The sequence below is a fragment of the Micromonospora sp. NPDC005710 genome (assembly GCF_040630995.1).
Classification (GTDB): Bacteria; Actinomycetota; Actinomycetes; order Mycobacteriales; family Micromonosporaceae; genus Micromonospora.
In genome coordinates, this window is record NZ_JBEXYP010000001.1 from 87,548 (window position 1) to 113,746 (window position 26,199).

Here is a 26,199-nt window from a genome sequence, read left to right on the forward strand (position 1 = left end):
GCGCACCCTCCGCCATGTGGCGCACCCTCCGCCATGTGGCGCACCCTCCGCTATGTGGCGCGCCTCCGCTATGTGGCGCGCCTCCGCTATATGGCGCGCCTCCGCTATGTGGCGCGCCCTCCGCCGTGTGATGGCCGACGCGGCACGGCCGCCTCTCTCCCGGGTCCCGACGCCGCTGAATGATCGACTCGACATCTTTGAAACTGCGGTGTCCGCCTCAGCGGGAGACCCCGGTTTCAAGGAAGCCGAGTCGATCAGCGCGCAAGGCCGCGCAAGGCCACGCGAGGCGCCCAGGGCCACGCGAGGCGCCCAAGGCCGCCGAGACGACCGACGCGGCCGAAACCACCGAGACCACCGAGGCCACCGAGACGACCGAGGCGACCGAGGCGGCCGACGTGACCGACACGACCGAGGGCGGGCGGCGTGTGGTCAGCCCTTCTCCAGGTACTCCGCGCGCTCCTCGTCCACCAGGGCGGCCACCGAGGCGGCCAGCGCCGGGCTACGGATCAGCTCCGGGTCGTCCTCGATCACTGTGATCGCCTCGGCGCGGGCGTCGCGGATCAGGTCGGCGTCGCGGCGCAGGGACAGCAACCGCAGGTGCGAGCGGTGCCCGGACTGGGTGGCTCCCAGCACGTCGCCCTCGCGGCGTTGCTCCAGGTCCAGTTCGGCGAGCTTGAAACCGTCGCTCGTGGACGCCACCGCGTCGAGCCGCTCTCGCGCCGACGAGCCCTCGGCCGCCTCGCTGACCAGCAGGCACAGCCCGGCGGCGGCGCCCCGGCCCACCCGACCGCGCAGTTGGTGCAGTTGGGAGACGCCGAACCGGTCGGCGTCCAACACGATCATGACGGTGGCGTTCGGCACGTCCACGCCGACCTCGATCACTGTCGTCGCCACCAGTACGTCCAGGTCGCCGGCGGCGAACGACCGCATCACCGCGTCCTTCTCGTCGGCGGGGAGTCGACCGTGCAGCACCCCGATCCGCAGCCCGTGCAGCGGCCCCTCGGCCAGCAGCGGTGCCACCTCGGTCACGGCCAGCGGCGGCCGACGGCCGTTGTCGTCCTCGGGTGGCGGTTCCTCGTCGCTCGCCGGACCGTCACCGATGCGCGGGCACACCACGTACGCCTGGTGGCCGGCGGTGACCTCTTCGCGCAGCCGACGCCAGGCCCGCTCCAGGTAGGCGGGTTTCTCGGCGGCCGGGACCACGTGCGAGGCGATCGGCGACCGCCCCCGGGGCAGCTGGGAGAGCGTGGAGATTTCCAGGTCGCCGTAGACGGTCATCGCCACGGTGCGGGGGATCGGGGTGGCCGTCATCACCAGGACGTGTGGCGGCTGGTCGGCCTTGGCCCGCAGGGCGTCGCGTTGCTCCACGCCGAAGCGGTGCTGCTCGTCGACCACCACGAGGCCGAGGTCGGCGAAGTCGACCCCCTCGTAAAGCAGGGCGTGGGTGCCGAGCACGATGCCGGCCGCGCCGCTGGCCACCTCGCCGAGGGCCCGGCGGCGGGCTGCCGCGCCCAGCGAGCCGGTGACCAGCTCGACCCGGGTGGCGTGTTCGGCGGAGCCCAGCTCACCGGCTCGCCCGAGCGGCCCGAGCAGGTCGAGCATGCCGCGGTGGTGCTGGGCGGCCAGCACCTCGGTGGGCGCCAGCAGCGCGGCCTGCCCGCCGGCGTCGACCACCTGGAGCATCGCCCGCAGTGCCACCACCGTCTTGCCCGAGCCCACCTCGCCCTGCAACAGGCGGTGCATGGGGTGCGGGGTGGCCAGGTCTGCCGCGATCTCCACGCCAACGTCGCGCTGACCGGCTGTCAGCTCGTACGGGAGTCGGGCGTCGAAGGCTTCCAGCAGCCCTCCCGGGCGTGCCGGGCGCGGCCGGGCCGGCCAGTCGGCGGCCCGGTGTTTGCGCTGCACCAGGGTCACCTGGACGGCGAACGCCTCGTCCCACTTGAGTCGTCGGCGCGCCTTGTGCAGCGCCTCCTTGCTGGACGGGCGGTGGATCTCGGTCAGCGCGGCGCCCAGGCCGACCAGTTTGCGGCCGGCCCGTACCGCGGTCGGCAGTGGATCGTCGGGTGGGGTGAAGGTGTCCAGGACGACGCGCACGCAGCGCGCGATCACCCAGGTCGGCACGGCCGCGGCGGCCGGGTAGACGGGGATCAGCGCCCCGGCGAACTCCTCGATGTCGTCGCTGACCGCCGCCTCACCGTCGCCACCCTCGCCGAGCAGGACGTACTCCGGGCCGTTGAGCTGCCGTTTGCCCCGGAACTCGGTGACCTTGCCAGCGAACAGACCCCACCGGCCGGGGCGCAGCTCCCGCTCGCGCCACGCCTGGTTGCCGAAGAAGGTCAACGTCAGCACCCCGCCGGAGCCGTCACCGACGGTCACCTCCAGCAGGTTGCCCCGCCGCTGCCGCATCGGACGAACCGTGGTGCGCTGCACCTGGGCCATCACGGTGACCTGCTCACCGACGTCCAGTGAACGGATGTCGGTGTGCTCGCCACGCTCGTCGTAGCGACGCGGGAAGTGGTAGACCAGGTCACCCGCTGTGTGCAGGTCGAGGTGCGAGGCCAGCGCCTTGGCTGTCTTGTCCCCGACCAGCTTCTTCAGCGGAGTGTCCACCGTGGCTGGTTCGCTCATTCGATCCCTACCAGGAGCGGATAAAACGGCTGACCGCCCGGGTACGCGTGCACCTCGACGAACGGCCAGCGTCGCGCGACGTGCGCGCGGACGGCGTCGGTGAGCCCGGCCGGGGCGTCCACCCCGGCCAGCAGGGTGACCATTTCGCCGCCACCACCGAGCATCCGGTCGACGACTGCCGCGCAGGTGTCGGTGAGGTCGGTGCCGATGAGGTGCACCTCCCCCTCGACGAGCGCCAGCACGTCACCGGGACGGCACGGGCCGGCCATGGTCAGGGCCTCCCGGCTGGCGTGGCAGACCTCGGCGTAACGGCAGGCGCCGGCCGCCTCGGCCATCGCGATCACGTCGTCCTCGAAGCGACGGTCACCGTCGCGGACCGCGAGGGCGGCCAGGGCCTGCACGGGCGAGCGGGTCGGCACCACGCTCACCTTGATGCCGTAGCGGTGGGCCTCGCGGGCGGCGGCGCTGGCCACCGCCTCGGTGTTGGCGTCGTTGGGCAGCACCACCACCCGGGCGGCGCCGGTGCTGCGGACGGCGTCCAGCAACTCACCGGTGGACGGGTTGCCCGGCACCACAGTGGCGCCTTCGGCGGTGAACAGGTCGGCGATGCCGCCACCGGTGGCCACGACCACAGCGGCCCGGCCGGCCACCACCGGGCCGGAGGGCGACTCCGACTGGTCGGCGAAACGGGTCACCGAGATCCGGTACGGGCGGCCGGCGGCGACACCGGCCTCGACCGCGGCGCCCACGTCGTTGACGTGCACGTGCACGTTCCAGGTGCCTACCGGCTCACGCCCGTCGCCGACGACGACGAGCGAATCGCCCAGGGTGTCGAGTGCCCGCCGCAGGCCGTCGACCGCCTCGGCGTGGGCGTCGAGCAGGAACTGCACCTCGTAGGCGTACTCGTCGGAACCGGTCTCGCGGGCGACGGTGGCCGCCGGGCGGGCGGAGCGCGGTGGCGGCGCGGGCCGGGCCGCGTGCTCCCCGGTCAGCACCTCGACCAGTGCGTCGAGCAGCACGCAGAGCCCTCGGCCGCCGGCGTCGACGACGCCCGCGCGGGCCAGCGCCGGCAGCTGCTCCGGGGTCCGGGCCAGCGCCTCGGCCGCTGCCCGGGCCGCGACGCCGGCGACCGCCGGCAGGTCGTCGGTGTCCGCGGCTTCAGCCGCCGCGGCGGCGGCCGCGACCACGGTGAGCACCGTGCCCTCGACCGGCCGGGAAACCGCCGTGTACGCGGCGGTGGCACCGGACCGCAGCGCGGCGGCCAGCGCACGGCCGCGCACCGCGGGCACCCCGGCGGCCTGGTCGGCGAAACCCCGCAGGATCTGCGACAGGATCACCCCGGAGTTGCCCCGCGCGCCGAGCAACGCGCCCTGGGCGATCAGCCGCAGGGCGTGCCCGTGCGCGGTCGGACCGCTGTCGGGGAGGGTGTCCAGATCCATGGCGAGGGCCTGCTGGGCCGAGGTGAGGGTGAGCACCAGGTTGGTGCCGGTGTCGCCGTCGGGCACCGGATAGACGTTGAGCTGGTCGATCTCGCCCTGGTGGCGCTTCAGTGCGGCCAACCCGCTCGCGCACCAGCGGCGGACCGCGGCGGCGTCGAGGGTGTCCAGCACGGGCAGAAGCCTACTGGCGCGCACCGACACCCGTCGGACTCGTCCGGCGTGTCCTCCACGCCCCGGACCGCCGCCGGCCACCGCTCCTCGCCGGCGCGGGGTGGCGCCGCCCGCAGCTCCTCCACGCCCCGGACCGCCGCTGGCCGTAGGGAGGACCAACGGCTCCGGTACCCTTGCCGCCGGGCCGGCCCACCGTCGGGCGGACGGGCCCACGACCAGGCGTGAGCCGGGGCACGGGCGAGCGCCGGACCGGGCCGGTTGGCCGGGTCGGCGAGTCATCGGGTAACCTGACCAGGTTGCCCGGGCAGCACCTGCCGGCGACCTCATGAACGTATCAATCCCAGGAGTATCCCGTGGCTAGCGTGTGCGACGTCTGTGGCAAGGGACCGGGCTTCGGCCACAACGTGTCCCACTCGCACCGGCGGACCAACCGCCGCTGGAACCCGAACATCCAGTCGGTGCGTACCCCGGCCGGTGGCGGCAACACCAAGAAGTTGCAGGTCTGCACCTCGTGCATCAAGGCCGGCAAGGTCACCCGCGCCTGACGCGGCAGCACCCACCTTCTCGTACGGCTCAGCCGGCGGGCCCCGAGGGTCCGCCGGCTCTGTCGTGTCCGGGTAGACGCCGCCGCACATCTGCCGCGTCGGCGCGGAGCGGCAGGTCAGAGGGTGCGGCCGAAGGAGACGCAGCCCTCCGCGTCCTTGTAGAAGCCGAAGTTCGGGATCCGCTCGTACCCGGCGGAGCCGTACATGGCGATCGCCTCGGGCTGCCTGTCGCCGCACTCCAGGACCACCCGCTTGCGGCGTTGCTCGCGGGCTGAGCGCTCGACGGCCGCCAGCACCGCGCGGGCCACCCCCCGCCCCCGCGCCGCCGGTGCCGTGTACATCCGCTTCAGCTCAGCGGTGTCCGCACCGTGGCTGCGCCAGCCACCGCAGCCGACCGGTTCGCCGGCCAGGTAGGCGACGAGGAACGCGCCGTCCGGGGGCTCGAACTCGGCCGCGTCGACCGGGGTGTCGTCGCCGGAGCCGCCGTAGCGGGCGCCGAGGTCGGCCAGTGCGGCATGGATCAGGTGCTGCGCCACCGGTGCGTCGAACCGCACCGCCCGGATCTCGATCTCACTCACGGTGTCCAGAATACGGCGGCGCACGGGCCTCACCGGAAGTGGTCCCAGCCGGCCGGGCCGTCGTGGGCGACGCCGTCGACTGTCACGCCGGCACCGTCGGTGACCAGGCCGATCTGCCGCCAGCCCGGCGGCAGCGCCACCGCCGGGGGGAAGGTCGCGGCCAGCGCATGGTCGTCGCCACCGGCGAGGATCCAGGTGTACGGGTCGACGCCGAGTGCCTGCGCCGCGTCGGCCATCTGCCGGGGCACCTCGAAGCCGTCGCGGCGGACGTCGATCGCCACCCCGCTGGCCGCCGAGACGTGCCCGAGGTCGGCGAGGAGCCCGTCCGACACGTCGATCATGGAGGTGGCGCTGAGCTGGGCGGCCTGCGGGCCGGCCAGGTAGGGCACCTCCGGCCGCCGGTACGCCTCGACCAGCAGCCGGGGGGTACGGAAGCCCCGGGTCAGCACGGTCAGCCCGGCTGCCGCGTACCCGGTGCGCCCGGCCAGGGCGAGCACGTCCCCGGGGCGGGCTCCCGAGCGCAGCACGGGCGGACGGCCGGCCAGGTCACCCAGCGCGGTGACGGCGACGGTCAGGGTGGGGCTCGCCGACATGTCGCCACCGACGACGCTCGCGCCGACCGTCGCCGCCTCCGCGGCGAGCCCGTCGGCCAACTCCTCCGCCCAGGCGGTGTCGAGGTCCGCTGGCATGCAGAGAGCGACGAGCAGGGCGGTCGGGGTGGCACCCATCGCCGCGATGTCAGCCAGGTTGGCCGCTGCCGCCCGGTGCCCGACGTCGCGGGCCGAGGACCAGTCCCGCCGGAAGTGCCGCCCGTCGACGAGCACGTCGGTGGAGGCCGCCACCCGGCCGTCCGGCGCGGCCACCACCGCCGCGTCGTCGCCCGGGCCGAGCAGGGTCGTCGGCCCGTACGACAGCCGGGCGGTGATCTTTCCGATCAGCCCGAACTCCCCGATCCCGGACACACCGACGCCACCGCCGGTGTTCCGCCCGTGCTGCCCGGCTCCGCCGTGCTCGCTCACTGCTGCTCCTTGACCACCGATAGGGATCGGACCTGCTGCGTAAGGTAGTTTCACCCTTCGGGCCGCTCCCGGGCGGCGACGGACGGAGGTCGAGTCGTGGTCCAGGCGTACATCCTCATCCAGACGGAGGTCGGCCGCGCACGTGACGTGGCGGGTCTCATCGCGGACATCTCCGGCGTGGTACGCGTCGACGCCGTCACCGGGCCGTACGACGTGGTCGTCCTCACCGAGGCGAACACCGTCGACGAGCTCGGCAAACTCATCGTCAGCAAGGTGCAGATGGTGCCCGGCATCACCCGCACCCTCACGTGTTCGGTGGTGCGGCTGTAAGTGGACGAGATGACGACCTCCTCCTCCGCTCTGGACGACGACGGGGCGCGCGACGCGGCCGACGGGACGCCCGAGCCGGCCGACGGTAACCGTGCGTCGAGCGATTCCACGGCCGCCGCGCCGGCCGGCCGCGATCGGACCATGCGGGGCGCGGCCCTGCTCGCCACGGTGATCGCGCTGCCGATCACGCTGTTGGTGGCCGCGCTGGCCTTCAGCAAGCTCAGCCCGGGTACGCCGGCCGCCGCGCCGACACCGTCGGCGACCACCGCCCGGGTGCAGTCCACCACTCCGGTGGAGATGGCCGCCCCGGCGCTGGCCGCCCGCCCGGCCACTGTCTGCCGGGCGTTGCTGTCCCAGCTTCCGGCGAGCATCCGTGACCTGGCCCAGCGGCCGGTCACCGCCGGTCCGGAGCAGAACGCCGCGTACGGCGACCCGGCCCTCACAGTCGCCTGCGGCGGCACCGAGCCCACCTTCGCCAGCACCGACGAGGTCTGGACGGTCAACCAGGTCTGCTGGCATCTGGCCGAGCAGACCGACGCGGCGGTCCTCTCCACCGTCGACCGGGAGACGCTGATCACCGTGCGCGTCCCGCGTTCGTACGAGCAGCCGTTGCAGTGGTTGCCGGCGATCTCCAGCACGATCGTGGCGAGCGTGCCCTCCGGCGGCGCCATCCCGTCCGGCTGCCGGCACTGACTCGGCACCGACTGCGCCCGCGCCGGCTGACCGGCGCGGGCGGGATCGGGTGGTTCAGTGCAGGCCGACGCCGCGCCGCTGGGCGGTACGGATCAGTCGGTTGACCAGCTTCGGGTATTCCAGGCCGGAGGCCGCCCACATCCGCGGGAACATCGACGTCGGGGTGAAGCCCGGCATGGTGTTGATCTCGTTGAGGTAGACGTCCAGCTCGGGGGTGACGAAGAAGTCGGCCCGGGCCAGGCCGGCGCAGTCCAGCGCGGTGAACGCGCGGACCGCGTACTCCTGCACCTGGCGGGTCACCTTCTCCGGAAGGTTGGCCGGAATGTCGTACTCGCAGGAGTCGTCGAGGTACTTCGCCTCGAAGTCGTAGAAGTCGTGGTCGGCGACGACCCGCACCTCGGCCAGGACGGACGCCTCGGGCGCGCCACCGGCCTCGCCCTCCAGCACGCCGCACTCGATCTCGCGGCCGATGATCGCGGCCTCGATGATGACCTTCGGGTCGAACTGCCGGGCGGCGGCGACCGCCGCGTCCAGTTGCGCCCAGTCGCTGACCTTGCTGACGCCGAACGACGACCCGGCCCGGGACGGCTTGACGAAGACCGGCAGGCCGAGCCGCTCCTTGTCCTGCTCGCTGAGGGTCATGCCGTTGCGCAGCACGGCGTACGTGCCGACCGGGATGCCCTCGACGGCGCAGAGCTTCTTGGTGAACTCCTTGTCCATGGCGGCCGCGGAGGCGAACACGTTCGCCCCGACGTAGGGGATGCCGGCCATCTCCAGCATTCCCTGGATGGTGCCGTCCTCGCCGTACGTGCCGTGCAGCACCGGGAAGACCACGTCCACGTCGGCCAGCACGCGGGGACCCTCGGTCGGGTCGAGCACCATCAGCCCGTTGCCGGTGGGGTCGGCCCGCAGCACGATGTCGTCGCCGGAGTCGGCGGTGATCTCCGGTAGCTGACGGGCGTTGATCGCGAGCTGGGCGGGGTCACCGCTGGTCAGCACCCACTGGCCGGCCCGGGTGATGCCGACCGGCACCACCTCGAACTCGTCCGGGTCGAGTGCGCCGAACACACTGCCGGCGCTGACGCAGGAGATGCCGTGCTCCGGGCTGCGGCCGCCGAAGACGATCGCCACGCGGGTCTTGCCTGGGGTGGTCACTCCGGTCACCTCTTCGTACGCGACTGCGGCTGCTCGTGCTCGCCGGTGGCGCTCACCCGGTTGACCTTACTGTGCGTGGCCACAGGGCGAGGCGATACCCGGCGAGCCACGGCGCGACACGGCAATCGGTCATCAGCGGATATACGGTGCGTGATCGGACGACAGTGGCGCCGACGGCCGGCCACCCTCGGTCTGCTCAGTCCCGGGAGTGCCGGCGGCCGACCGCTATCACCTTCACCCGCTGCCGCCCGGCCCGCACCATGCCGAGGGCCATGAACGCACCGGCGATGCGGTCGGCGGCCTCCCTGCTGCTGGCGCCGACGACCTGCCGGCGGCGCTCCGGGGCGACCCGCTCGTTGCGGTTGACTCCCTCGACGGGGCGTACGTCGGTGAGCACCACGAGGAAGCGGGTCATCGAGTGCCGCCAGAGGGTACGGCGGGGGGCTCCGGGCGGGTTCGCACGTCGTCTCCTTCCGGCGGGCCGGGATGGCGGGGCGGCACGCGACGATCGGGTACGGGGGAGAAACCCGATCGCCGCGCGCCCCATCCCCTCCGGTCGCTCACCACCACCGTCGCCACGACAACCGGCGGTGAGGACGCCATAACAGATTGACACGTGTACAGCCGTGAATGCAACTCTCATAGACGTTCTCTCATGCAGACGTTCCCGCAAATGTGTGCGACCATCGATGCATGGCCCCGAAGACCGCCCGTGCCCGCCGGCTCGGCATCGCCCTGCGTCACCACCGGGAAGCCGCCGGGCTGACGCTGGAGACCGCGGCGGACGAGATCAACAGCACCCGCAGCACCCTCTCCCGGTACGAGAACGCCCAGACCCTGATCACGCCCGCCACCGTGCGCGCCCTGCTCACCTCGTACGGGGTGAGCACCGAGGAGGTGGCTGACGCGGTGCAGCTCGCCAAGGACGCCCGCAAGCCGGGCTGGTGGGTGTCGTACTCCTACGTGCTGGACCGGCGCACCATCGACTTCATCGCACTGGAGGCCGAGGCGACCGCCATCGCCAACTTCGAGCCCTCGGTGGTGCCCGGCCTGCTCCAGACCGCCGACTACGTCCGGGGCGTGATGCGCGGCGGGCCGCACACCCTCGGCGACGACCTGGTGGAGCAGCGGGTCAAGGCCCGGCTCGACCGACAACAGCGCCTCACCGCCGACCAGCCGCCCATCTTCGACGCGATCATCGACGAGGGCGCGCTGCTACGCCCGGTCGGCGAGCAGTCGGTGATGGACGGGCAGTTACGGCACCTGGTCAAGATGGCCGAGCTGCCGAACATCAGCGTCCAGGTGATCCCGCTCTCCGCCGGCTACCACCGCGGCACCCGGGGTTCCCTGCACATTCTCGAGTTCGCCGACCCGGAGGACCCGATCATCGCGTCGGTGGAGACCGTCGCGGGTCAGATGATCCTTGACCGCGCCGGCGAGACGCGTACCTGCACCAAGATCATGGAGCATCTCCGAAGCGTGGCGCTCAGCCCGGCGGACAGCCGCGAGATGCTCCTGTCAGTCCTGAAGGGACGGTAGGACCGATGACCCCGATGATGACAGCGGCCTTGGCCGCGGCGCCGTGGCGTAAGAGCAGCCACAGCGGCGACGAGGGCGCCTGCGTGGAGGTGGCCGCGATCCCGCGGCTGGTGGCCGTCCGCGACTCCAAGGACCCGGCCGGCCCGGCCCTGCTGTTCCCACCGGCGGCCTGGGCCGCCTTCGCCCAGGCGCCGCCTGAGCGCTGAGAAGAGGACGCCGAGCCGGCGCGGGTCGTGGCCCGCGCCGGCTCAGGCGACCAGCGGGCGGGGCTCCGGAACGGCGCGCAACGCCTCCAGTGCGGCGATCGCGACGCCACGGGCACCGGCCATGTCCCGGTCCGGCACCAACGCGAAGGTGGCCACCGCCGCCTGCTCCTCGCGGAGCACAGTGTGCTCGCGAACCGTCGCCAGGAACCAGTCGCGGAACTCCGGTGCCGCCTCCACCACCCCACCGCCGACGAAGTACGCGTGCGGGTCGGTGAAGTTCGCGGCGACTGTGAACAGCCGCCCCAACGCCGCCGCCTGCTGGGTGAAGAGGTCCCGCGCGAGGGCGTCCCCCCGCTCGCCGTACCCCCGGACCAGCTTGGCCGCGCGGGCCAACGGCTCGGCGGTGAGCGGGTGGTCGGGGTAGCGGGTCAGCCAGTACGGCAACAGGTTGCGTTCGATGCCGGTGAGCGAGGCGACGCTCTCGACGTCCCCGGTGAAGCCGCAGGCGCAGGTGGGTTCCGGCTGGCCCGGGCCGAGCAGCCCGCCCAGCGGGATGTGCACATGGCCCAGCTCCCCCGCCATCCCGGCTGCCCCGGCGATCACCCGACCACCCTCGACCACACCACCGCCGAGACCGGTGCCGACGATCGCGGACACCGACGAGCGGTTCATCGCGTCGGCGCCGAAATGGATGTGGTGCGCGTACAGCGCGGCCGCGTTGCCGTCGTTGTGGTAGATCACCGGCAGGCCGAGCCGCCGCTCCAGCGCACCGCGCACGTCGAAGCCACGCCAGGCCGGCTGGGAGAAGTTGGTGGAACCCCGCGACGAGATGACACCCTCGGCACTGGCCGGGCCGGGCGTGTCCAACCCGACCGCCTGGACCAGGTCGCGCGGCACACCGGTCTGGGCCAGGGCACCGTCCAGCGCCCGGGCCAACGCCTCGATCGCCGCCTCCGGCCCGGCCCGCACCTCGCTGGGGATCTCCAGCAGCCCGTCCACCAGGAAGCGGCCGTCCACCGTCAGTACGGTGGCGTTGTTGCTGGTGCCGCCGTTGTCCAGCCCGACGACCACAGGCACCCCTGCGCTGCCCACCGAAACCGCCTCCTGCCGTCATGAGTGTGAGCCGAGGCTAGTGCCAACCCCCCTCCCCCGCCATTCCCGGCCCGCCCGCCCAGCCCAACCCGGACCCGAGCGCTGCCCCTCCGCGTCGATCAAGGAGTTGTGCTGGTGGACAAATGACATGAGATAGCAGCAACCGGGCACCACAACTCCATGATCGACGCAGGTCAGGGGCGGGCGCGGATCAGGGGTCAGAGGGGTCAGGGGCGGCGGGCGGTTAGCGCTGTGGCGTCCAGGTCTTCGTCGTGGTGGACCGTGGGGATCAGGCCGGCTTCGCGGAACGCGTCGCAGAGCGCTTCCACCTGGGTGGTGCCGGCCTCCACCACCAGGTGGCCGCCCGTGGCCAGCCAGCCGGCAGCCTCGACACCCACCCGGCGCAGCACGGAGAGCCCGTCCGGGCCACCGTCGAGCGCCACCGGGGCCTCGTACAGTCGTGCCTCCGGAGGCATCAGCGCGACCGCGTCGGTGGGCACGTACGGGGCGTTGGCGACCACCAGGTCCAGCCGACCCCACCACCGTCGCGGCAGCGGCGCGAAGAGGTCACCCTCGTACACCTCGGCGTCCAACCCGGCGACGTTGCGGCGCGCGCAGGCCACCGCCGCCGGATCGATGTCGGCGGCGGCCAGCCAGCGCGGCGTGAGCCGGTGCGCCAGGGCGACGGTGGTGGCCCCCGAGCCACAGCAGAGGTCGACGACGGCCGGTGCCGCGCCGGTCAGTTCGGCCGCCACCTCGACCAGCAGGGCGGTCCGGGCCCGGGGCACGAAGACACCCTCGTCGACGGCTATCCGCAGGCCGCAGAACTCGGCCCAACCGAGCAGGTACTCCAACGGTTCACCGGCCACCCGGCGGTCGGTCAGCTCGGCCAACGCCGCCGGGCTGACCGCAGCGGCCAGCAGCAACTCGGCCTCGTCCTCGGCGTAGACGCAACCGGCGGCCCGCAACCGGCCCACCAGAGCGGCCCGCTCGGAGGGGGAAGGAGACGTCAAACCGGTCCCGCCACGTCCAACGCGGCGGCGATGTCGGCCACCAGGTCGGCGGTGTCCTCCGCGCCGCAGGAGAGCCGGACGAAGCCGGGAGCGGTGTCGTCGCCCCACTGCGCCCGCCGGTCCGCGGTGGTGTGCAGGCCACCGAACGAGGTCGCCGCCGCCACCAGCCGGGCGGCCTCGACGAAACGACCCACCCGGTCGGCGTCGCCCAGGTCGAACGAGAGCACGCCAGGTATCCGGCGCATCTGCGCCGAGGCCACCGGGTACGCGGGGTCGTCGGGCCGCCCCGGCCACCGCAGGCCGGTCACGTCCGACCGGCCGGCGAGCAGGTCGACGACGGCGGCGGCGTTGGCGCTCTGCCGGGCCAGCCGCAGGTCGAGAGTCGCGAGTGACCGGTGGGCCAGCCAGGCGTCGAACGCGCCCGGCACCGCCCCGGTGGTGGTACGCCACGTCGTCACCGCGTCGATCAACTCGGCGGACCGGCTGGCCAGGTAGCCCAGCAGCAGGTCGGAGTGACCGGTGAGCGCCTTCGTGCCGGAGGCGACCACCAGGTCGGCACCGAGATCCAGCGGGCGCTGACCGAGCGGGGTGGCAGTGGTGTTGTCCACCGCGAGCAACGCGCCTGCGGCGTGCGCCCGCTCGGCCAGGGCAGCCACGTCGACGACGTCCAGGCCCGGGTTGGCGGGCGTCTCCACGAGAACCAGCCGGACGCCCTCGAACGACGGGTACGGCCCGACCGTCGGCACGAACAGCACCCGGACGCCGATGGCCTCCAGCACATTCGTGGCGAACGCCCGGACCGGGAAGTATCCGTCGGAGGGAAGCACCACGGTGTCCCCCGGCCGCAGCAGCGTGAGCAGCAGGCCGGTGATGGCCGCCTGACCGGTCGCGAAGACCCGGCAGTCACCACCCTCCAACTCGCCCACCGCCGCCTCCAACAGCCGGCGGGTCGGGTTGTCGGGGCGGCCGTAGCCGTTCGGCGAGGTGCCCTGACCCTCGAACGGGTCGAGGTGGTACGGCGCGGCGAAGACCGGCCCGGGCAGGAACGGATCTCCCGGTGCCGGCTCGGGCAGACCGGCGCGTACGCAGCGGGTGCCGTCGCCCCACTCGCTCATCGGGTTCCTCACTCGTACGACTCGGGTTTGGCGGTGCGGCTCATCAGCGTGTCCACGGCGAGGCGCGGGTCCATCCCCTCGTGGCAGATCCGCTCGACGTGCTCGGTGATCGGCATCTCCACGCCGTGCGCCCGGGCCAGGTCGCGGATCGCCAGGCAACTCTTCACGCCCTCGGCGGTCTGCCGGGTGGCGGCCTGGGCCTGCTCCAACGTCTCGCCCCGGCCCAGGTGCTCGCCGAAGGTGCGGTTGCGGGCCAGCGGGGACGAGCAGGAGGCGACCAGGTCACCCATGCCGGCGAGGCCGGCGAAGGTGATCGGGTCCGCGCCGAGCGCCACGCCCAGCCGGGCCGTCTCGGCCAGCCCACGGGTCATCAGCATGGCCCGGGTGTTGTCGCCGAAACCCATCGCGGTGGCGATGCCGTACGACAGCGCGATCACGTTCTTGACGGCCCCGCCCAGCTCACAGCCGATCACGTCGTCGTTGGTGTAGGGGCGCAGGTACGGAGTCCGGATCGACGACTGGACGAGGGTGGCGCGGGCGCTGTTCGTCCCGGCGACGACTGTCGCGGCGGGTTGCTCGGCGGCGATCTCCGGTGCCAGGTTCGGGCCGGACACGACCACGACCCGGTCCGCGGCGACCCCGGCGGTCTCCACGATGACCTCGCTCATCCGCTTGGTGGTGCCCAGCTCGATGCCCTTCATGAGCGACACCAGGGTGGAGTCCGGGTGCAGGTGCCGGGCCCATTCGGCGAGGTTGCCGCGCAGCGTCTGCGACGGCACGGCCAGCACCACCACCTCGGCGCCGGTGATCGCCTCGGCGGCGTCGGCGGTGGCGGTGACGCGGGCCGGCAGGACCAGGTCGGGCAGGTACTCCGGATTGCGGCGTTCGGTCCGGATGCACTCGGCGACCGGCGCCCGGCGGGCCCACACCGTCACGTCCCGCCCCGCGTCCGCGAGGATCTTGGCGAATGCGGTGCCCCAGGAACCAGCGCCGAGCACCGCGACATGACCGCTCATGCCGCCTCGTCCCGCTGCTCGCGGCCGACGGAGGACCGGGCCGGTCGCTCCCACAGCGGCGGCGGGGTACCGCCACGGATCTCGGCGAGCATGTCCCGCAGCCGCAACATGATGGTGTCCGTCATCTCCTCGAGGGTGGCCCGGGTCGGCTGGGCGTCGGCCCACCGGCTCAGGTTGATCGGCTCCCCGGCGGCAACGGTAACCGGGATCCGGGGGCGCAGGCTGACACGGGTCGTCCGCGGGTCGAAGATCCGTTCCGGACCCCACATCACCACCGGGACGACCGGGGCGCCGGTGGCCAGGGCCAGCCGGGCGGCACCCGTCTTGGCCTTCATCGGCCAGAGGTCCGGCTGTCGGGTGGTGGTGCCCTCCGGGTAGATCACCACAGCGCCGCCATCGTCGAGCGCGGCGACAAGTGCGTCGAGCGAGCGGACGGCGTCCGCGCTGCTCCGGTCGACGGGGATCTGCCGGCACCGGTGCAGGATCCAGCCGACCACCGGCACCTGGAACACGCTGGCCTTGCCCAGGTACTGCGGCCAGCGCCCGGAGTCGTAGATGAAGTGCGCGGACACCAGCGGGTCGGCGTGCGAGATGTGGTTCGCCACGATGATCACGCCGCCGTCGCGGTGGAGATGTTCCTGACCACGCCAGGTACGCCGGGTCCAGACGGTCATCACCGGCTTGACCAGCCCCACGGCGAACCGTTGCCAGAACCCCAGCCTCCGCCGTGCCACTGTGCCTCCTCGTCGCGCCCCAAGCCCGCCGCGAAACCCACCCGCGACACCCGCAGCGGAAATCATGCCTGCTCGCCCCCGGTACGGCCAGCGAGGGGCCTGTCGTCCGGCTGGCAGGATTGCAGACGTGAGTCAGCCGAGGTGGGCCGTGGTGGTGCCGGTGAAGCGGCTGACAGTGGGCAAGAGCCGGCTGCGGGGCGCGCTGCCCGGCGTACCGCATGAGGAGTTGGCGCTGGCCCTGGCGGCCGACACGCTCCGCGCGGTGCTGGCCTGCCCGGCGGTCGTCGAGGTTCTGGTGGTCACCGACGACGTCCGGGTGGCGGCGACGGCGCGGGCCGCCGGCGCGCGGGTGCTGCCGGACGAGCCGGGTTCCGGCCTGAACGCCGCGTTCCGGCACGGGGCGGCCGGGGCCGTCGCCGGGTGGGTGGCCGGGATCACGGCTGACGTGCCGGCGCTGCGCCCGGCCGAGCTGGCCGGCGCGTTGCTCGCGGCCCAGAACGGTCGACCGGGGGTACGCCGGTTCCTGCCGGACGCCCCCGGCGGGGGCACCGTGCTGCTCGCCGCCGGGCCGGGCGTGCCGTTGGATCCGCGCTTCGGGGTGGGGTCGGCGGTCGCGCACGTGGCGAGCGGCGCGCTGCCGCTCGACGGTGACTGGCCCAGCCTGCGCCGGGACGTGGACACCGCGGCGGACCTGGCCGCCGCCGCCCGCCTCGGGCTGGGGCCGCGCACCGCCGCGCTCGTGGCCGCCGGCCGCCCCGCTCGCGCCGCCGGCTGACGGTGCCCGGCCGAGCCTGCCCGGGCGGAACCCCCGGGTGTACGGTGCCAGCATGCAGGGCACGGTGGCCAGCTACGACGCGGCGACGCGCAGCGGTGTCCTGCTGCTCGACGACGGCACCGAGATGCGCTTCCCCGCCCGGGCCTTCGACGCCTCCGGGCTGCGACTTCTCCGGCTCGGCCAGCGGGTTCGCATCGACACCGATCCCGACGGCGAGGTTGTCCGGGTGACATTGCCGACGATGATCTGACCCGGCGAGCCCAAGTTCATTTTGCGTTTACCGTAATCGGGTGATTATGAGCGGGTGAGCACCCCTCGCGAGCAACCGGCCCGCCCACCCGCCACCGACCTCCGCAACGGTTCCCGTACGCGCGGCACCGATGGGCGCTTCCGCCCGTCCCGCGCCGAACGTGCCGGTGCCGCCCGCGCCGACACGCTCGCCGACGATCCCGGCGCCGCCTCCTCCGGGCTGGACGAGGTCATCGACCCCGCGCCGACGGTCGCTGCGGACGGCCCGGCCGCCGGTGACGTCCACCCGGTCCTGCCGGCGGACCTGCCGACCGGCGCCGCGGCGGAGGATGACGACGACGAGCCCCCGGTGGCCCCGCCGCTGCCGGAGGACCGCTTCCTCAACCGGGAGCTGTCCTGGCTCGACTTCAACGCCCGGGTGCTCACCCTGGCCGAGGACCAGCGCACCCCGCTGCTGGAACGGGCGAAGTTCCTGGCGATCTTCGCGAGCAACCTCGACGAGTTCTACATGGTGCGCATCGCCGGCCTGAAGCGGCGACTCTCGGCCGGCCTGCCGGTGCGCGGTGGGGACCGGCTTCCGCTGCGGACGCAGCTGGAGCTGATCGCCGAGCGGACCGCCGCCCTGGGCGCCCGGCACGCTGCCTGCTTCGTCGACGACGTGCTGCCCAAGCTGGCCGACGAGCGCATCCGGATCCTGCGCTGGGGTGAGCTGGGCGACGGCGAGCGGGAGCGGCTGCGCACCTACTTCCGGGAGCACATCTTCCCGGTGCTGACCCCGCTCGCGGTGGACCCCGCGCACCCGTTCCCGTACATCTCGGGTCGGTCGCTGAACCTGGCGGTGGCGGTCCGGGACCCGGACGGCGGTTCGGAGCTGTTCGCACGGGTCAAGGTGCCGAACAACGTCCCCCGTTTCGTTCGGGTGGACCGGGACCAGCCGGGCGTCCGGATGTTGCCGGTGGAGGACCTGATCTCGGTGCACCTGGGGCAACTGTTCAGTGGCATGCAGGTGGTCGAGTGCCACCTGTTCCGGGTCACCCGCAACGCCGAGGTGGAGGTCGACGAGGACCGCGACGAGGATCTGCTCCAGGCCCTGGAGCGGGAGCTGGCCCGGCGACGGTTCGGCCCCCCGGTCCGCCTGGAGGTCGCCGCGTCCATCTCCGACCACATGTTGGAGCTGCTCGTCCGCGAACTGGACATGGACGACCAGGACGTGCTGCGGGTGCCGGGTCTGCTGGACCTGTCCGCGCTGTGGCAGGTCTACGGCGAGGCCGACCGGCCGGACCTGAAGGACCCGCCGTTCGTGCCGGCCACCCATCCCCGGCTCGCGGAGGGCGAGGTGCCGCGCAGCGTCTTTTCCACACTGCGCGACGGGGACATCCTGGTGCACCACCCGTACCACTCGTTCGCCACGAGCGTGCAGCGCTTCATCGAGCAGGCCGCCGCCGACCCGAACGTGCTGGCCATCAAGCAGACTTTGTACCGGACCAGTGGTGACTCCCCGATCGTCGACGCGCTCGTCGACGCTGCCGCCGCCGGCAAGCAGGTGGTGGTGCTGGTGGAGGTGAAGGCCCGCTTCGACGAGGTGGCCAACATCGGCTGGGCCCGCACCCTGGAACGCGCCGGCTGCCACGTGGTGTACGGCCTGGTCGGCCTGAAGACGCACTGCAAGACCGCGCTCGTGGTCCGGCAGGAGGGCAACCAAATCCGTCGCTACTGCCACATCGGCACCGGCAACTACCACCCCAAGACGGCCCGACTGTACGAGGACTTCGGCATGCTCACCGCCGACCCGGAGGTCGGCGCCGACCTCACCGACCTGTTCAACGTGCTCACCGGGTACAGCCGGCAGACCGCGTTCCGGCGGCTGCTGGTCGCCCCGCAGGGCATCCGCAGCGGCCTCATCGAGCGGATCGAGCGGGAGATCTCGCATGTCCGCCTGGGCATGCCCGGCCTGGTCCAGTTCAAGGTCAACTCCCTGGTCGACGAGGGGGTGACCGACGCGCTGTACCGCGCCTCCCAGGCCGGCGTCCACGTCGACCTGCTCATCCGGGGCATGTGCACACTGCGCCCCGGGGTGCCCGGGCTGTCGGAGAACATCCGGGTCCGCTCGATCCTGGGCCGGTTCCTGGAACACTCCCGGGTCTTCCGGTTCGGCAACAACGGTGAGGCCGAGTTCTGGATGGGTTCGGCCGACCTCATGCACCGCAACCTGGACCGGCGGGTGGAGGCGCTGGTGCAGGTGAGCGACCCGATCGCCCGCGCCGAGCTGGACCATGTGCTCACCGCCGCGATGAGCCCCGACGTGGACGCGTTCGAGCTGGCCGGCGACGGCACCTGGACCCGGCGTACCGGCGGTGACGACACCGTCCGGGCCCATCTGCAGGAACTGCTGCTGCGCCGCGTCGGTGGCACGGCCGGCTGACCGCGTAGCGCATAGGCTGAGCTGATGGTCGAGGAAGAGCAGAAGTACGAGGTGGACGATGCCTACGTGCTGCCGGACCTGGCCGGCACGGCCCCGGCCGGTGGTCGGGTCCGGTCACTGCCGGCCGTGACGCTTGTCGCCCGCTACCTCGACACTGTCGACCTGCGGCTGGCCCGGGCCGGTGCCTCGCTACGCCACCGGCGGGGCGACGAGCTGCCCTGGACGGTCAAACTCCCGACCGGGACGCCGGGCGTCCGGCACGAGATCTCCCGTCCCGGGCCGAAGGGCCAGCCTCCGGCGGAGCTGGTGGACCTGGTCACCGTCCTGCACCGGGGGGCGCCGCTGGCCCCGGTGACTGTGGTGCGGACGGTCCGGCACGCGTACGAGGTGTGCGACCGGGCCGGCACCGTGCTCGCCGAGGTGGTGGACGACCGGGTGACGGTGCTCGACGACGCCGGCACCACCACCGACACGTTCCGCGAGGTGGAGGTGGAGCTGAAGGCCGGCGACCGAAAGCTGCTCGACCGGGTCGGCGAGGTGCTGCGCGGGGCCGGCGCCCGGGGCGGGTCGTTCACACCGAAGCACGTCCGGGCGCTGGGCGCGACGGCGCAGGCCGATCCGGATCTGGTCGGGCCGGCCGGGCTGCCCGCTGAGCCGACCGCCGGGGACGTGGTGACCGAGGCGGTCCGCAAGGAGATCCGCCGACTGGTGGCGCACGACCCGCTGTTCCGGCTGCGCGCCCCAGCCGACGGTGGCGACACCGCTGTGCACCAGATGCGGGTGGCCTGTCGACGTCTGCGCAGTGATCTGCGTACCTTCAAGCCGTTGCTGCGCAAGACCTGGTCCCGGCCGCTGCGCGACGAGCTGCGCTGGTTGGCGGGTGTGCTCGGCGGTGCCCGCGACGCCGAGGTGCTGCGCGCGCGGCTGCGTCGTACCGCCGACGCCGATCCGCTGAGCCCGCTCGACCGGGGCGCTGTGGACCGGCTCGACGAGGTGCTGGCCGGACGACAGCGGCGGGCGGTCGCCGCCATCGACGAGGCGTTGCGCTCCGCGCGCTACCTGGCCCTGGTGGATTCCCTGGTGCTGGCAGCCCGGGCCCCTCGACTCACCCGCCGGGCCGCCGCCCCCGCCGCGGAGGCGCTACCCGCGCTGGTGGCGCGCCCCTGGCGGCGGTTGAGCGGGCCGGACGGCGTCGACGGGCTCGACCCGCAGTCGCCGGACGACCGCTGGCACGCCGTACGCAAGGAGGCCAAGCAGGCCCGGTACGCCGTCAACGCGGTGGCCCCGACGGTCGGCAAGGGCGCCCGCCGGCTGTCCCGCGCCCTCGCCCAGGTGCAGGACGTGCTCGGCGAACACCAGGACGCGGCGGTGGCGGCGGACACCTGGCTGGACATCGCCGCCGAACGACCGGACGACCACGAGTTGGCGGTGACCGCCGGGCGGCTGGCCGAGCGGGAACGCCTGTCGGTCCGCCGCACACGGGGTCTCCTGCCGGCCGCCTGGCATCAGGCCACCCGACGACGCCGCACCGGTTGGTTGCCGTGACGGGCATCCGGGCGGCCGGCGGGGTGGCCTGGCGGCCGACCGCCGACGGCGTACAGGTCTGCGTGGTGCACCGCCCCCGCTACGGCGACTGGACGCTGCCGAAGGGCAAGCTGGAGCCGGGCGAGCACCCGCTGGCGGCGGCGGTCCGTGAGGTGGCCGAGGAGTCCGACGTGCGGGGCGTGCCGCAGATGCGACTGCCGTCGGTGCGGTACCGCAGCGAGGGGCAACCCAAGCTGGTCGACTACTGGTCGATGCTCGCGGTGGCCAGCGGCGGTTTCCAACCGGGCACCGAGGTGGACGACATCCGCTGGCTCGCTGTGGACGACGCGATCCGGTTGGTCAGCTACCCCCACGACGCCGAGGTGCTGGCGGCGTTCGCCGCGCTGCCGTTGGTCACGGCGACCGTCGCGCTGGTTCGGCACGCGCACGCCGGCAAGCGAGCCACCTGGTCCGGGCCGGACGTCGGACGCCCCCTGGACGCCGAGGGGTGGGCCCAGGCGAGCACGCTGGCCGGGCTGATCGCGCTGATCCGACCGGCCCGGCTGGTGTCCGCGTCGCCGCGACGGTGCGTGCAGACGCTCGACCCGGCCGCCACGCTGCTCGACCTGCCGATCGAGGTCTGCGGCGACCTGGACGAGCCACAACCCGGCCAGCAGGGCGACGAGCGGATCCTGGCCACCGCCGCCCGGCTGCTGGAGCTGGCCGGCGCCGGTGGGCAGTCGGCGGTGTGCAGCCAGGGCAAGGTCCTGCCGGGTGCCCTGGAGCGGCTGACCGGCCGCACCGACGAGGACTTCACCACGCCGAAGGGCGGTGGTTGGCTGCTCGCCTTCGGCACCGACCGGTTGCTGGCCGCCGACCGTCTGTAGAGCCCGTGTCCGCTCCGCAGCCGCTGTGTCAGCGGGGCGGCAGGGTCACTGTCACAGCGACCGGCAGATGGTCGCTGGCAGTGCTGCGCGGCGCCACCGGGTCGCTGGGGGTCAGGCCGGACGAGACGAAGATGTGGTCGATCTGCTGACGCGGGTCGTCCGCCGGGCTGGTGGGCAGCGGTCGGGCCGCCGCCAACGCGTCGACCAGGCCGGCGTTGGTGAACTCCGCGAACGCCTCGTCGCCCGGCTCGGTGTTCAGGTCACCCGCCACCACCAACGGCCGACCGGCCGCGTACCGGATGGCGAACTCGGCGACCGCGCGGGCCTGGACCACCGGACCCCGGCCGGGCGGCGGTTGCAGGTGGGTGCTGACCACAGCGGCACTGACGCCGTCGCTCAGGTCCAGCGTGACGGCGAGGGCCTGCGCTCCGGTCGGTGCGCCGACGGCGGCAAGCGGCAGCGTGCGCGGATCACTCACCGGCCAACGGCTGAGCACCGCGTCACCCCAGACCGGGTCGGCGGCAGGCCCGAAGACGTACGGCATGCCGAGCCGGTCGGCCAACAGGTCCAGGGTGTCGTGCCCGCCGTTGAGCAGCCAGGCCCGATCGACCTCGCTGAGCAGCACCACGTCGGGCTGTTGCCGGTTGACGACCTCGGCGAGGCCGGTCAGGTCGAACCGACCGTCCAGACCGAACCCCATCCGGATGTTGTACGCCACCACAGTCAACCGTTCCGGCGGGCCCTCCCGGTTGCTGGCCACCGGCACCTCGTCGGCCAGTACGGGCGCCAGCAGGGCCAGCGCGGTGACCAGTGCGGCGGCCCGGAGCGGCGGGAACGGCCCGGCAAGCCGGTGGACGACGGGACGGGCGGTGAACGCCACGGCGGCGACCAGCACGGCCACCACCACTGGCACCGCCGCGTTGGGGTAGCCGAGGTCGTAGGCCGAGTAGTACCCGACGGCCCCCACCGCGAAGACGAGCATCCCGGCGGCGACCGCGTACCCCCGCCGGGAGGCGCTTTCGGTGCCGCTGGCTGACTCGTTGGCGTCGTCGGTCAGGGCGAGGCAGGCGCCGAGGCCGATCGCGGCGAGCAGGATGGCCGGCAGGAGCAGGTCGCCCCGGTCGAGGGCGAACAGCACCGCGCCGGCGAGCAGGGCCACCGGCCCGTACGCCCGGCCCCACCCACGGGGTGGGCGCGTCAACGCGGTGCCCAGGAACCCCGCCACCGCCACCGGTACCGGCGCCAGGCCGAACAGCGGCGAACGAGCGACCCCGTCCCCGGCGACCAGGTACGACATCCCGGTCCGGGCCAGTGCCGGAGAGAGCGCCACCATTCCAGCCAGCAGGAGCGCGGGCCCGGCCAGCAGCCAGGCCCGGGCACCAGCGGTGCCCGCAGTGGCGTCAGCGGGGGCGTGAGGGGCCTCAGCGGGGGCGTTCTCCGCATCCACGCGCCGGCCGGAGCGCGCCGTGGCGGCCAGGAACACCGCCACCGTGCCGGCGCTGAGCAGCCAGGCCACCCAGTCACCCCGCCAGACCAGGTCGACGGTGTCCAGCACCCCGTGCAGAGCGGCGTTCAGCGCCAACCCCAACGCCAGCCCCGGGACCGGGCGATCGGTGTCGACGGCGACGCCGACGAGCCACACCAGCCCGGCGAGCAACCCGGCGGTGGCCAACCAGAGCTGCGTACGCCCGCCGGGGGCGGCGGTCAGCGCGAGCCGGGCGACGGCGAGCGCGACGGCGGCGACGACAGTGACCGGGCGGGCTCCGACGCGGCGGACCACTGCGGGTGCGCCCATCGCGAGCACGAACCAGCCGAGGGCGAACGCCCCCATCAGCTCGGCCGGGGTGGACGCCGCCTGACCGAATATGGTGATGATGCCGGGCAGCCAGACCCGCAGCACGTCGATGAGCAGGAGCACGCCCAGCGCGAGCGTGCCGGTGGCGAGCTGGCGGTAGCGCACCGGCGCCCCATTTCCCGTCGACGGTCCGGCCCAGGGGTGGCCGGCACGGCGATTCTGCGCGAGCGCGGCAACCCGGTCAACGGTCCCCGTACGCCGAAAGACCGTCCCGGTACGCCGAAAGGGCGCCCACCCCACGGGTGGACGCCCTTTCGGTGCCGGTCGGTCAGCGCTTGCTGGCCGCCTTCTTGGCCGGAGCCTTCTTCGCCGGCGCCTTCTTGGCCGCCGTGCTCTTGCTCGCCGCCGCGGTGGTCTTCTTCGCCGCGGTCGACCGGGTCGCGGCGGTGGTCTTCTTCGCCGCGGTGGTCTTCTTGCTGGCGGCCGTCGTGGACGCCGTGGTGCTCTTGCTCGCCTTGGCCGGGGCGGTCTTCTTGCTGGCGGCCGTCTTGGTCGCCGTGGCGGTCTTGCTCGCCTTGGCCGGGGCGGTCTTCTTGCTGGCCGCCTTCGCCGTGGTCGCCTTGGTGCCCGCCGCCTTGGCGGTGGCCGCCTTGGTGCCGGTCGCCTTCGTGCCCGCCGCCTTGGCCGTGGCGGTGCTCGTGGTGGCCTTCTTCGTGGCCACCGTGGCCTTCGGCACCTTGCCGCTGGCCACCATCTCCTTGAACCCGGCGCCGGGACGGAAGGTCGGGACTGACGTCTTCTTGACCTTCACCGCCTCGCCGGTACGCGGGTTGCGCGCTGTTCGTGCGCCACGCACACGCTTTTCAAACGCTCCGAATCCGGTGATCGCCACCTTCTCGCCCTTGGTGACCGCCGCCTGGACCTCGGTGAGGACCGCGTCGAGCGCGGCCGTCGCCATCTTCCGGTCCCCCAGGCGAACGGCGAGCGCCTCGATGAGCTCGGCCTTGTTCACGACTTCCTCCCGATTGTGCAACTGACTCGTCGCGAGCCATTCTGCGCGCACGGTATGCCCTGTGCTGCCGGGACACAAACATTCGGTAGAAAAAAGCCCTTGTGTCGTAACGGATTCACCCCCACCGGATGGCCCGATGGGGGTGAAATCCGCTGCGCGAGCGGCCTAACGGCTATGCCACAGAGGGCAGGAACGGCAGTCGGCGCGCCTCGTAGGAGTCGATGTCGTCGGCGTGGCGGAGGGTGAGTCCAATGTCGTCGAGGCCCTCCAGGAGGCGCCAACGGCTGAAGTCGTCGAGCGGGAACGACCAGCTCGCATCCCCCGCCCGCAGTTGACGGGCGGTCAGGTCGACGGTCACCGGAGTGGTCGGATCGGACTCGACCAGGTCCCACAACTCTTCGACGGCTTTCAATTCCAACTCGACCGGCAACAGACCTTCCTTGAGGGAGTTGCCGCGAAAGATGTCGCCGAAGCGTGGGGCCACCACCGCGCGGAAGCCCCAGTCCCGTAGTGCCCAGACGGCGTGCTCCCGGGAGGAGCCGGTGCCGAACTCCGGGCCGGCGATGAGGATCGACGCCCCGGAATAGTTCTCATCGTTGAGCACGAATGTCGGATCTTCCCGCCAGGCGTTGAACAGGCCGTCGGCGAAGCCCGTCCGGGTCACCCGCTTGAGGTACACGGCGGGGATGATCTGGTCGGTGTCCACGTTGGACCGGCGCAGCGGCACGGCGGTGCCGGTGTGGGTGGTGAACTTGTCCATCTCGTCGGTCCCTTCTACAGGTCGGCGGGGGCGGCCAGCCGGCCGACCACTGCGGTGGCGGCGGCCACCGGCGGCGAGACCAGGTGGGTACGCCCACCACGGCCCTGACGGCCCTCGAAGTTGCGGTTCGAGGTGGAGGCGGAGCGCTCGCCCGGCTTCAGCGTGTCGGGGTTCATGCCCAGACACATCGAGCAGCCGGCGAACCGCCACTCGGCCCCGGCGTCGGCGAAGACCTTGTCCAGCCCCTCGGCCTCGGCGGCCTCGCGCACGGCGGCGGAACCCGGCACGACGAGCATCCGCACGCCCGCGGCGACCCGGTGGCCGCGCAGCACGTCGGCGGCGGCCCGCAGGTCCTCCAGGCGGCCGTTGGTGCAGGACCCCACGAAGACCACGTCGATGGGCAGCTCCCGCAACGGGGTGCCGGGGCGCAGGTCCATGTATTCCAGGGCCCGGCGGGCGGCGGTGCGCTCCGCGTCCGTGAGGAACTCCTCCGGGTCTGGTACCGGCGCGCTCAGCGGGGCGCCCTGCCCGGGGTTGGTGCCCCAGGTGACGAACGGGGTGATCCGGCTGGCGTCGAGGGTCACCTCGGCGTCGAAGGGCGCGCCCTCGTCGGTGGGCAGCGTCCGCCACCACGCCACGGCCGCGTCCCAGTCCGCGCCCTGCGGCGCGTTCGGGCGGCCCTTGAGGTACGCGAACGTCGTCTCGTCCGGCGCGATCATGCCGGCCTTGGCGCCCCACTCGATCGACATGTTGGCGATCGTCATCCGCCCCTCCATGGAGAGGGCCTGGATCGCCTCACCGCGGTACTCGACGATGTGCCCGCGACCCCCGCCGGTGCCGACCTGGGTGATCAGCGCGAGCACCAGGTCCTTGGCGGTGACGCCGGGGGCGAGGCGGCCGGTGACGTTCACGGCCATGGTCTTCGGCCGGCTCTGCGGCAGCGTCTGGGTGGCGAGGACGTGCTCCACCTCGCTGGTGCCGATGCCGAAGGCGAGCGCGCCGAACGCGCCGTGGGTGGCGGTGTGCGAGTCGCCACAGACGATCGTCATGCCCGGCTGGGTGACGCCGAGCTGCGGGCCGATCACGTGCACGATGCCCTGGTTGTCGTCGCCGAGCGGGTGCAGCCGCACCCCGAACTCGGCGCAGTTGCGGCGCAGCGTCTCGATCTGCGTACGCGACGTCGGGTCCTCGATGGTGAGCAGGTCACCACGGCGGAGGCGGAACGCCGGGTCGGCGTACCCGGTCGGGGTGTTGTGGTCCTCGGTCGCGAGGGTCAGGTCGGTACGACGCACCCGACGCCCGGCGAGCCGAAGCCCGTCGAACGCCTGCGGGCTGGTCACCTCATGCAGCAGGTGCAGGTCGATGAAGAGCAGGTCCGGCTCACCGGCGGCGGACCGTACGACGTGCGCGTCCCAGACCTTCTCGGCCAGGGTCCTCGGCTCAGGAGTGACTCCCACCATCTGGACATCCTAAATTCTGGGAGGTAAGTTTCGGCTTGTGGG

At 73.0% G+C, this 26,199-nt stretch carries 24 protein-coding genes and 1 pseudogene; 10 read left to right on the forward strand and 15 right to left on the reverse strand.

Features of this window, described 5'->3' with window-relative positions; genetic code table 11:
* Positions 1 to 429: 429 nt before the first annotated feature.
* A complete protein-coding gene (gene recG, locus ABZ406_RS00425; protein WP_357754641.1) occupies positions 430 to 2,628 on the reverse strand; it encodes an ATP-dependent DNA helicase RecG in 2,199 nt (732 codons plus the stop codon).
* A complete protein-coding gene (locus tag ABZ406_RS00430; RefSeq protein WP_357754644.1) occupies positions 2,625 to 4,238 on the reverse strand; it encodes a DAK2 domain-containing protein in 1,614 nt (537 codons plus the stop codon). The genes recG and ABZ406_RS00430 overlap by 4 nt, the downstream gene beginning before the upstream one ends.
* Positions 4,239 to 4,591: 353 nt before the next feature.
* Here ABZ406_RS00430 and rpmB point away from each other — a divergent pair, with 353 nt between their 5' ends.
* Positions 4,592 to 4,783 (forward strand): 50S ribosomal protein L28, encoded by a 192-nt coding sequence (gene rpmB, locus ABZ406_RS00435; protein WP_007456456.1) that lies wholly within the window; start codon positions 4,592 to 4,594, stop codon positions 4,781 to 4,783.
* A 116-nt stretch (positions 4,784 to 4,899) separates the two neighbouring features.
* On the opposite strand, the gene ABZ406_RS00440 is transcribed toward rpmB, so the two are convergent.
* Together ABZ406_RS00440 and ABZ406_RS00445 are read right to left on the reverse strand one after the other, a co-directional pair.
* Positions 4,900 to 5,361 carry a GNAT family N-acetyltransferase gene (locus tag ABZ406_RS00440; RefSeq protein ID WP_357754647.1) on the reverse strand — a complete coding sequence of 154 codons (462 nt, stop codon included), beginning with the start codon at positions 5,359 to 5,361 and terminating at the stop codon, positions 4,900 to 4,902.
* 29 nt (positions 5,362 to 5,390) lie between these two features.
* Positions 5,391 to 6,380, reverse strand: coding sequence for a thiamine-phosphate kinase (locus ABZ406_RS00445; RefSeq protein WP_357754651.1), 990 nt, complete (start codon positions 6,378 to 6,380; stop codon positions 5,391 to 5,393).
* 96 nt (positions 6,381 to 6,476) lie between these two features.
* Between ABZ406_RS00445 and ABZ406_RS00450 the strand changes: the two genes are divergently transcribed.
* Entirely contained in the window at positions 6,477 to 6,710 is a 234-nt protein-coding gene (locus ABZ406_RS00450; protein ID WP_030335303.1) for an Lrp/AsnC ligand binding domain-containing protein, read from the forward strand.
* Complete coding sequence (locus ABZ406_RS00455; protein ID WP_357754653.1) at positions 6,711 to 7,403, forward strand: DUF3515 family protein; 693 nt, start codon at positions 6,711 to 6,713, stop codon at positions 7,401 to 7,403.
* Between the two features lie 54 nt (positions 7,404 to 7,457).
* Here ABZ406_RS00455 and ABZ406_RS00460 read toward each other — a convergent pair whose 3' ends face one another.
* Together ABZ406_RS00460 and ABZ406_RS00465 are read right to left on the reverse strand one after the other, a co-directional pair.
* Complete coding sequence (locus tag ABZ406_RS00460) at positions 7,458 to 8,558, reverse strand: D-alanine--D-alanine ligase family protein (protein ID WP_357754656.1); 1,101 nt, start codon at positions 8,556 to 8,558, stop codon at positions 7,458 to 7,460.
* Between the two features lie 196 nt (positions 8,559 to 8,754).
* Complete coding sequence (locus ABZ406_RS00465) at positions 8,755 to 8,973, reverse strand: hypothetical protein (protein WP_030335309.1); 219 nt, start codon at positions 8,971 to 8,973, stop codon at positions 8,755 to 8,757.
* Positions 8,974 to 9,251: 278 nt separating this feature from the next.
* Between ABZ406_RS00465 and ABZ406_RS00470 the strand changes: the two genes are divergently transcribed.
* Positions 9,252 to 10,097: a helix-turn-helix transcriptional regulator gene (locus ABZ406_RS00470; protein WP_357754657.1), complete on the forward strand. Its 846-nt coding sequence runs from the start codon at positions 9,252 to 9,254 to the stop codon at positions 10,095 to 10,097.
* Between the two features lie 5 nt (positions 10,098 to 10,102).
* On the forward strand, positions 10,103 to 10,303 hold the full coding sequence (locus ABZ406_RS00475; RefSeq protein ID WP_357754659.1) for a DUF397 domain-containing protein: 201 nt from the start codon (positions 10,103 to 10,105) through the stop codon (positions 10,301 to 10,303).
* A 42-nt stretch (positions 10,304 to 10,345) separates the two neighbouring features.
* Here ABZ406_RS00475 and ABZ406_RS00480 read toward each other — a convergent pair whose 3' ends face one another.
* The 5 genes from ABZ406_RS00480 to ABZ406_RS00500 all read right to left on the reverse strand — a co-directional run bounded on the left by ABZ406_RS00480 (position 10,346) and on the right by ABZ406_RS00500 (position 15,273).
* Positions 10,346 to 11,395 carry an ROK family protein gene (locus tag ABZ406_RS00480; protein WP_357754662.1) on the reverse strand — a complete coding sequence of 350 codons (1,050 nt, stop codon included), beginning with the start codon at positions 11,393 to 11,395 and terminating at the stop codon, positions 10,346 to 10,348.
* 227 nt (positions 11,396 to 11,622) lie between these two features.
* Positions 11,623 to 12,408 (reverse strand): putative protein N(5)-glutamine methyltransferase, encoded by a 786-nt coding sequence (locus tag ABZ406_RS00485; protein ID WP_357754665.1) that lies wholly within the window; start codon positions 12,406 to 12,408, stop codon positions 11,623 to 11,625.
* Positions 12,405 to 13,523, reverse strand: a complete 1,119-nt coding sequence (locus ABZ406_RS00490; protein ID WP_357754667.1) for a cystathionine gamma-lyase — start codon at positions 13,521 to 13,523, stop codon at positions 12,405 to 12,407. The genes ABZ406_RS00485 and ABZ406_RS00490 overlap by 4 nt, the downstream gene beginning before the upstream one ends.
* Before the next feature lie 8 nt (positions 13,524 to 13,531).
* On the reverse strand, positions 13,532 to 14,539 hold the full coding sequence (locus ABZ406_RS00495) for an NAD(P)H-dependent glycerol-3-phosphate dehydrogenase (RefSeq protein WP_357754669.1): 1,008 nt from the start codon (positions 14,537 to 14,539) through the stop codon (positions 13,532 to 13,534).
* Positions 14,536 to 15,273: a lysophospholipid acyltransferase family protein gene (locus ABZ406_RS00500; RefSeq protein WP_357754671.1), complete on the reverse strand. Its 738-nt coding sequence runs from the start codon at positions 15,271 to 15,273 to the stop codon at positions 14,536 to 14,538. The genes ABZ406_RS00495 and ABZ406_RS00500 overlap by 4 nt, the downstream gene beginning before the upstream one ends.
* Positions 15,274 to 15,400: 127 nt before the next feature.
* Here ABZ406_RS00500 and cofC point away from each other — a divergent pair, with 127 nt between their 5' ends.
* From cofC to ABZ406_RS00525, 5 genes and pseudogenes are all read left to right on the forward strand, one after another.
* Positions 15,401 to 16,048, forward strand: a complete 648-nt coding sequence (gene cofC, locus ABZ406_RS00505; protein ID WP_357754673.1) for a 2-phospho-L-lactate guanylyltransferase — start codon at positions 15,401 to 15,403, stop codon at positions 16,046 to 16,048.
* Positions 16,049 to 16,100: 52 nt separating this feature from the next.
* Positions 16,101 to 16,298, forward strand: coding sequence for a hypothetical protein (locus tag ABZ406_RS00510; RefSeq protein ID WP_030335323.1), 198 nt, complete (start codon positions 16,101 to 16,103; stop codon positions 16,296 to 16,298).
* A 105-nt stretch (positions 16,299 to 16,403) separates the two neighbouring features.
* Positions 16,404 to 18,719: pseudogene (locus ABZ406_RS00515) on the forward strand (RNA degradosome polyphosphate kinase); the annotation flags it as partial.
* A gap of 24 nt (positions 18,720 to 18,743) precedes the next feature.
* A complete protein-coding gene (locus ABZ406_RS00520; protein ID WP_357754675.1) occupies positions 18,744 to 20,264 on the forward strand; it encodes a CYTH and CHAD domain-containing protein in 1,521 nt (506 codons plus the stop codon).
* Positions 20,252 to 21,130: an NUDIX hydrolase gene (locus tag ABZ406_RS00525; protein WP_357754677.1), complete on the forward strand. Its 879-nt coding sequence runs from the start codon at positions 20,252 to 20,254 to the stop codon at positions 21,128 to 21,130. The genes ABZ406_RS00520 and ABZ406_RS00525 overlap by 13 nt, the downstream gene beginning before the upstream one ends.
* Positions 21,131 to 21,158: 28 nt before the next feature.
* Here ABZ406_RS00525 and ABZ406_RS00530 read toward each other — a convergent pair whose 3' ends face one another.
* The 4 genes from ABZ406_RS00530 to leuC form a co-directional block, all read right to left on the reverse strand.
* The gene (locus ABZ406_RS00530) at positions 21,159 to 23,090 is read right to left on the reverse strand and encodes an endonuclease/exonuclease/phosphatase family protein (protein WP_357754679.1); all 1,932 of its coding nucleotides are present in this window, start codon (positions 23,088 to 23,090) and stop codon (positions 21,159 to 21,161) included.
* 163 nt (positions 23,091 to 23,253) lie between these two features.
* Positions 23,254 to 23,937, reverse strand: a complete 684-nt coding sequence (locus ABZ406_RS00535; protein WP_357754681.1) for an HU family DNA-binding protein — start codon at positions 23,935 to 23,937, stop codon at positions 23,254 to 23,256.
* Positions 23,938 to 24,109: 172 nt separating this feature from the next.
* Positions 24,110 to 24,697: a 3-isopropylmalate dehydratase small subunit gene (gene leuD, locus ABZ406_RS00540; protein ID WP_357754684.1), complete on the reverse strand. Its 588-nt coding sequence runs from the start codon at positions 24,695 to 24,697 to the stop codon at positions 24,110 to 24,112.
* A gap of 14 nt (positions 24,698 to 24,711) precedes the next feature.
* Positions 24,712 to 26,157, reverse strand: a complete 1,446-nt coding sequence (gene leuC / locus ABZ406_RS00545; RefSeq protein ID WP_357754686.1) for a 3-isopropylmalate dehydratase large subunit — start codon at positions 26,155 to 26,157, stop codon at positions 24,712 to 24,714.
* Positions 26,158 to 26,199: the final 42 nt, after the last annotated feature.

Bases quoted from the DNA above. Each gene is read 5' to 3' on its own strand.
- ABZ406_RS00470 (WP_357754657.1), top strand. From the start codon at position 9,252: ATGGCCCCGAAGACCGCCCGTGCCCGCCGGCTCGGCATCGCCCTGCGT.
- leuC (WP_357754686.1), bottom strand. From the start codon at position 26,157: ATGGTGGGAGTCACTCCTGAGCCGAGGACCCTGGCCGAGAAGGTCTGG.
- ABZ406_RS00510 (WP_030335323.1), top strand. From the start codon at position 16,101: ATGCAGGGCACGGTGGCCAGCTACGACGCGGCGACGCGCAGCGGTGTC.
- ABZ406_RS00475 (WP_357754659.1), top strand. From the start codon at position 10,103: ATGACCCCGATGATGACAGCGGCCTTGGCCGCGGCGCCGTGGCGTAAG.
- ABZ406_RS00465 (WP_030335309.1), bottom strand. From the start codon at position 8,973: ATGACCCGCTTCCTCGTGGTGCTCACCGACGTACGCCCCGTCGAGGGA.
- ABZ406_RS00495 (WP_357754669.1), bottom strand. From the start codon at position 14,539: ATGAGCGGTCATGTCGCGGTGCTCGGCGCTGGTTCCTGGGGCACCGCA.
- ABZ406_RS00520 (WP_357754675.1), top strand. From the start codon at position 18,744: ATGGTCGAGGAAGAGCAGAAGTACGAGGTGGACGATGCCTACGTGCTG.
- recG (WP_357754641.1), bottom strand. From the start codon at position 2,628: ATGAGCGAACCAGCCACGGTGGACACTCCGCTGAAGAAGCTGGTCGGG.
- ABZ406_RS00490 (WP_357754667.1), bottom strand. From the start codon at position 13,523: ATGAGCGAGTGGGGCGACGGCACCCGCTGCGTACGCGCCGGTCTGCCC.
- leuD (WP_357754684.1), bottom strand. From the start codon at position 24,697: ATGGACAAGTTCACCACCCACACCGGCACCGCCGTGCCGCTGCGCCGG.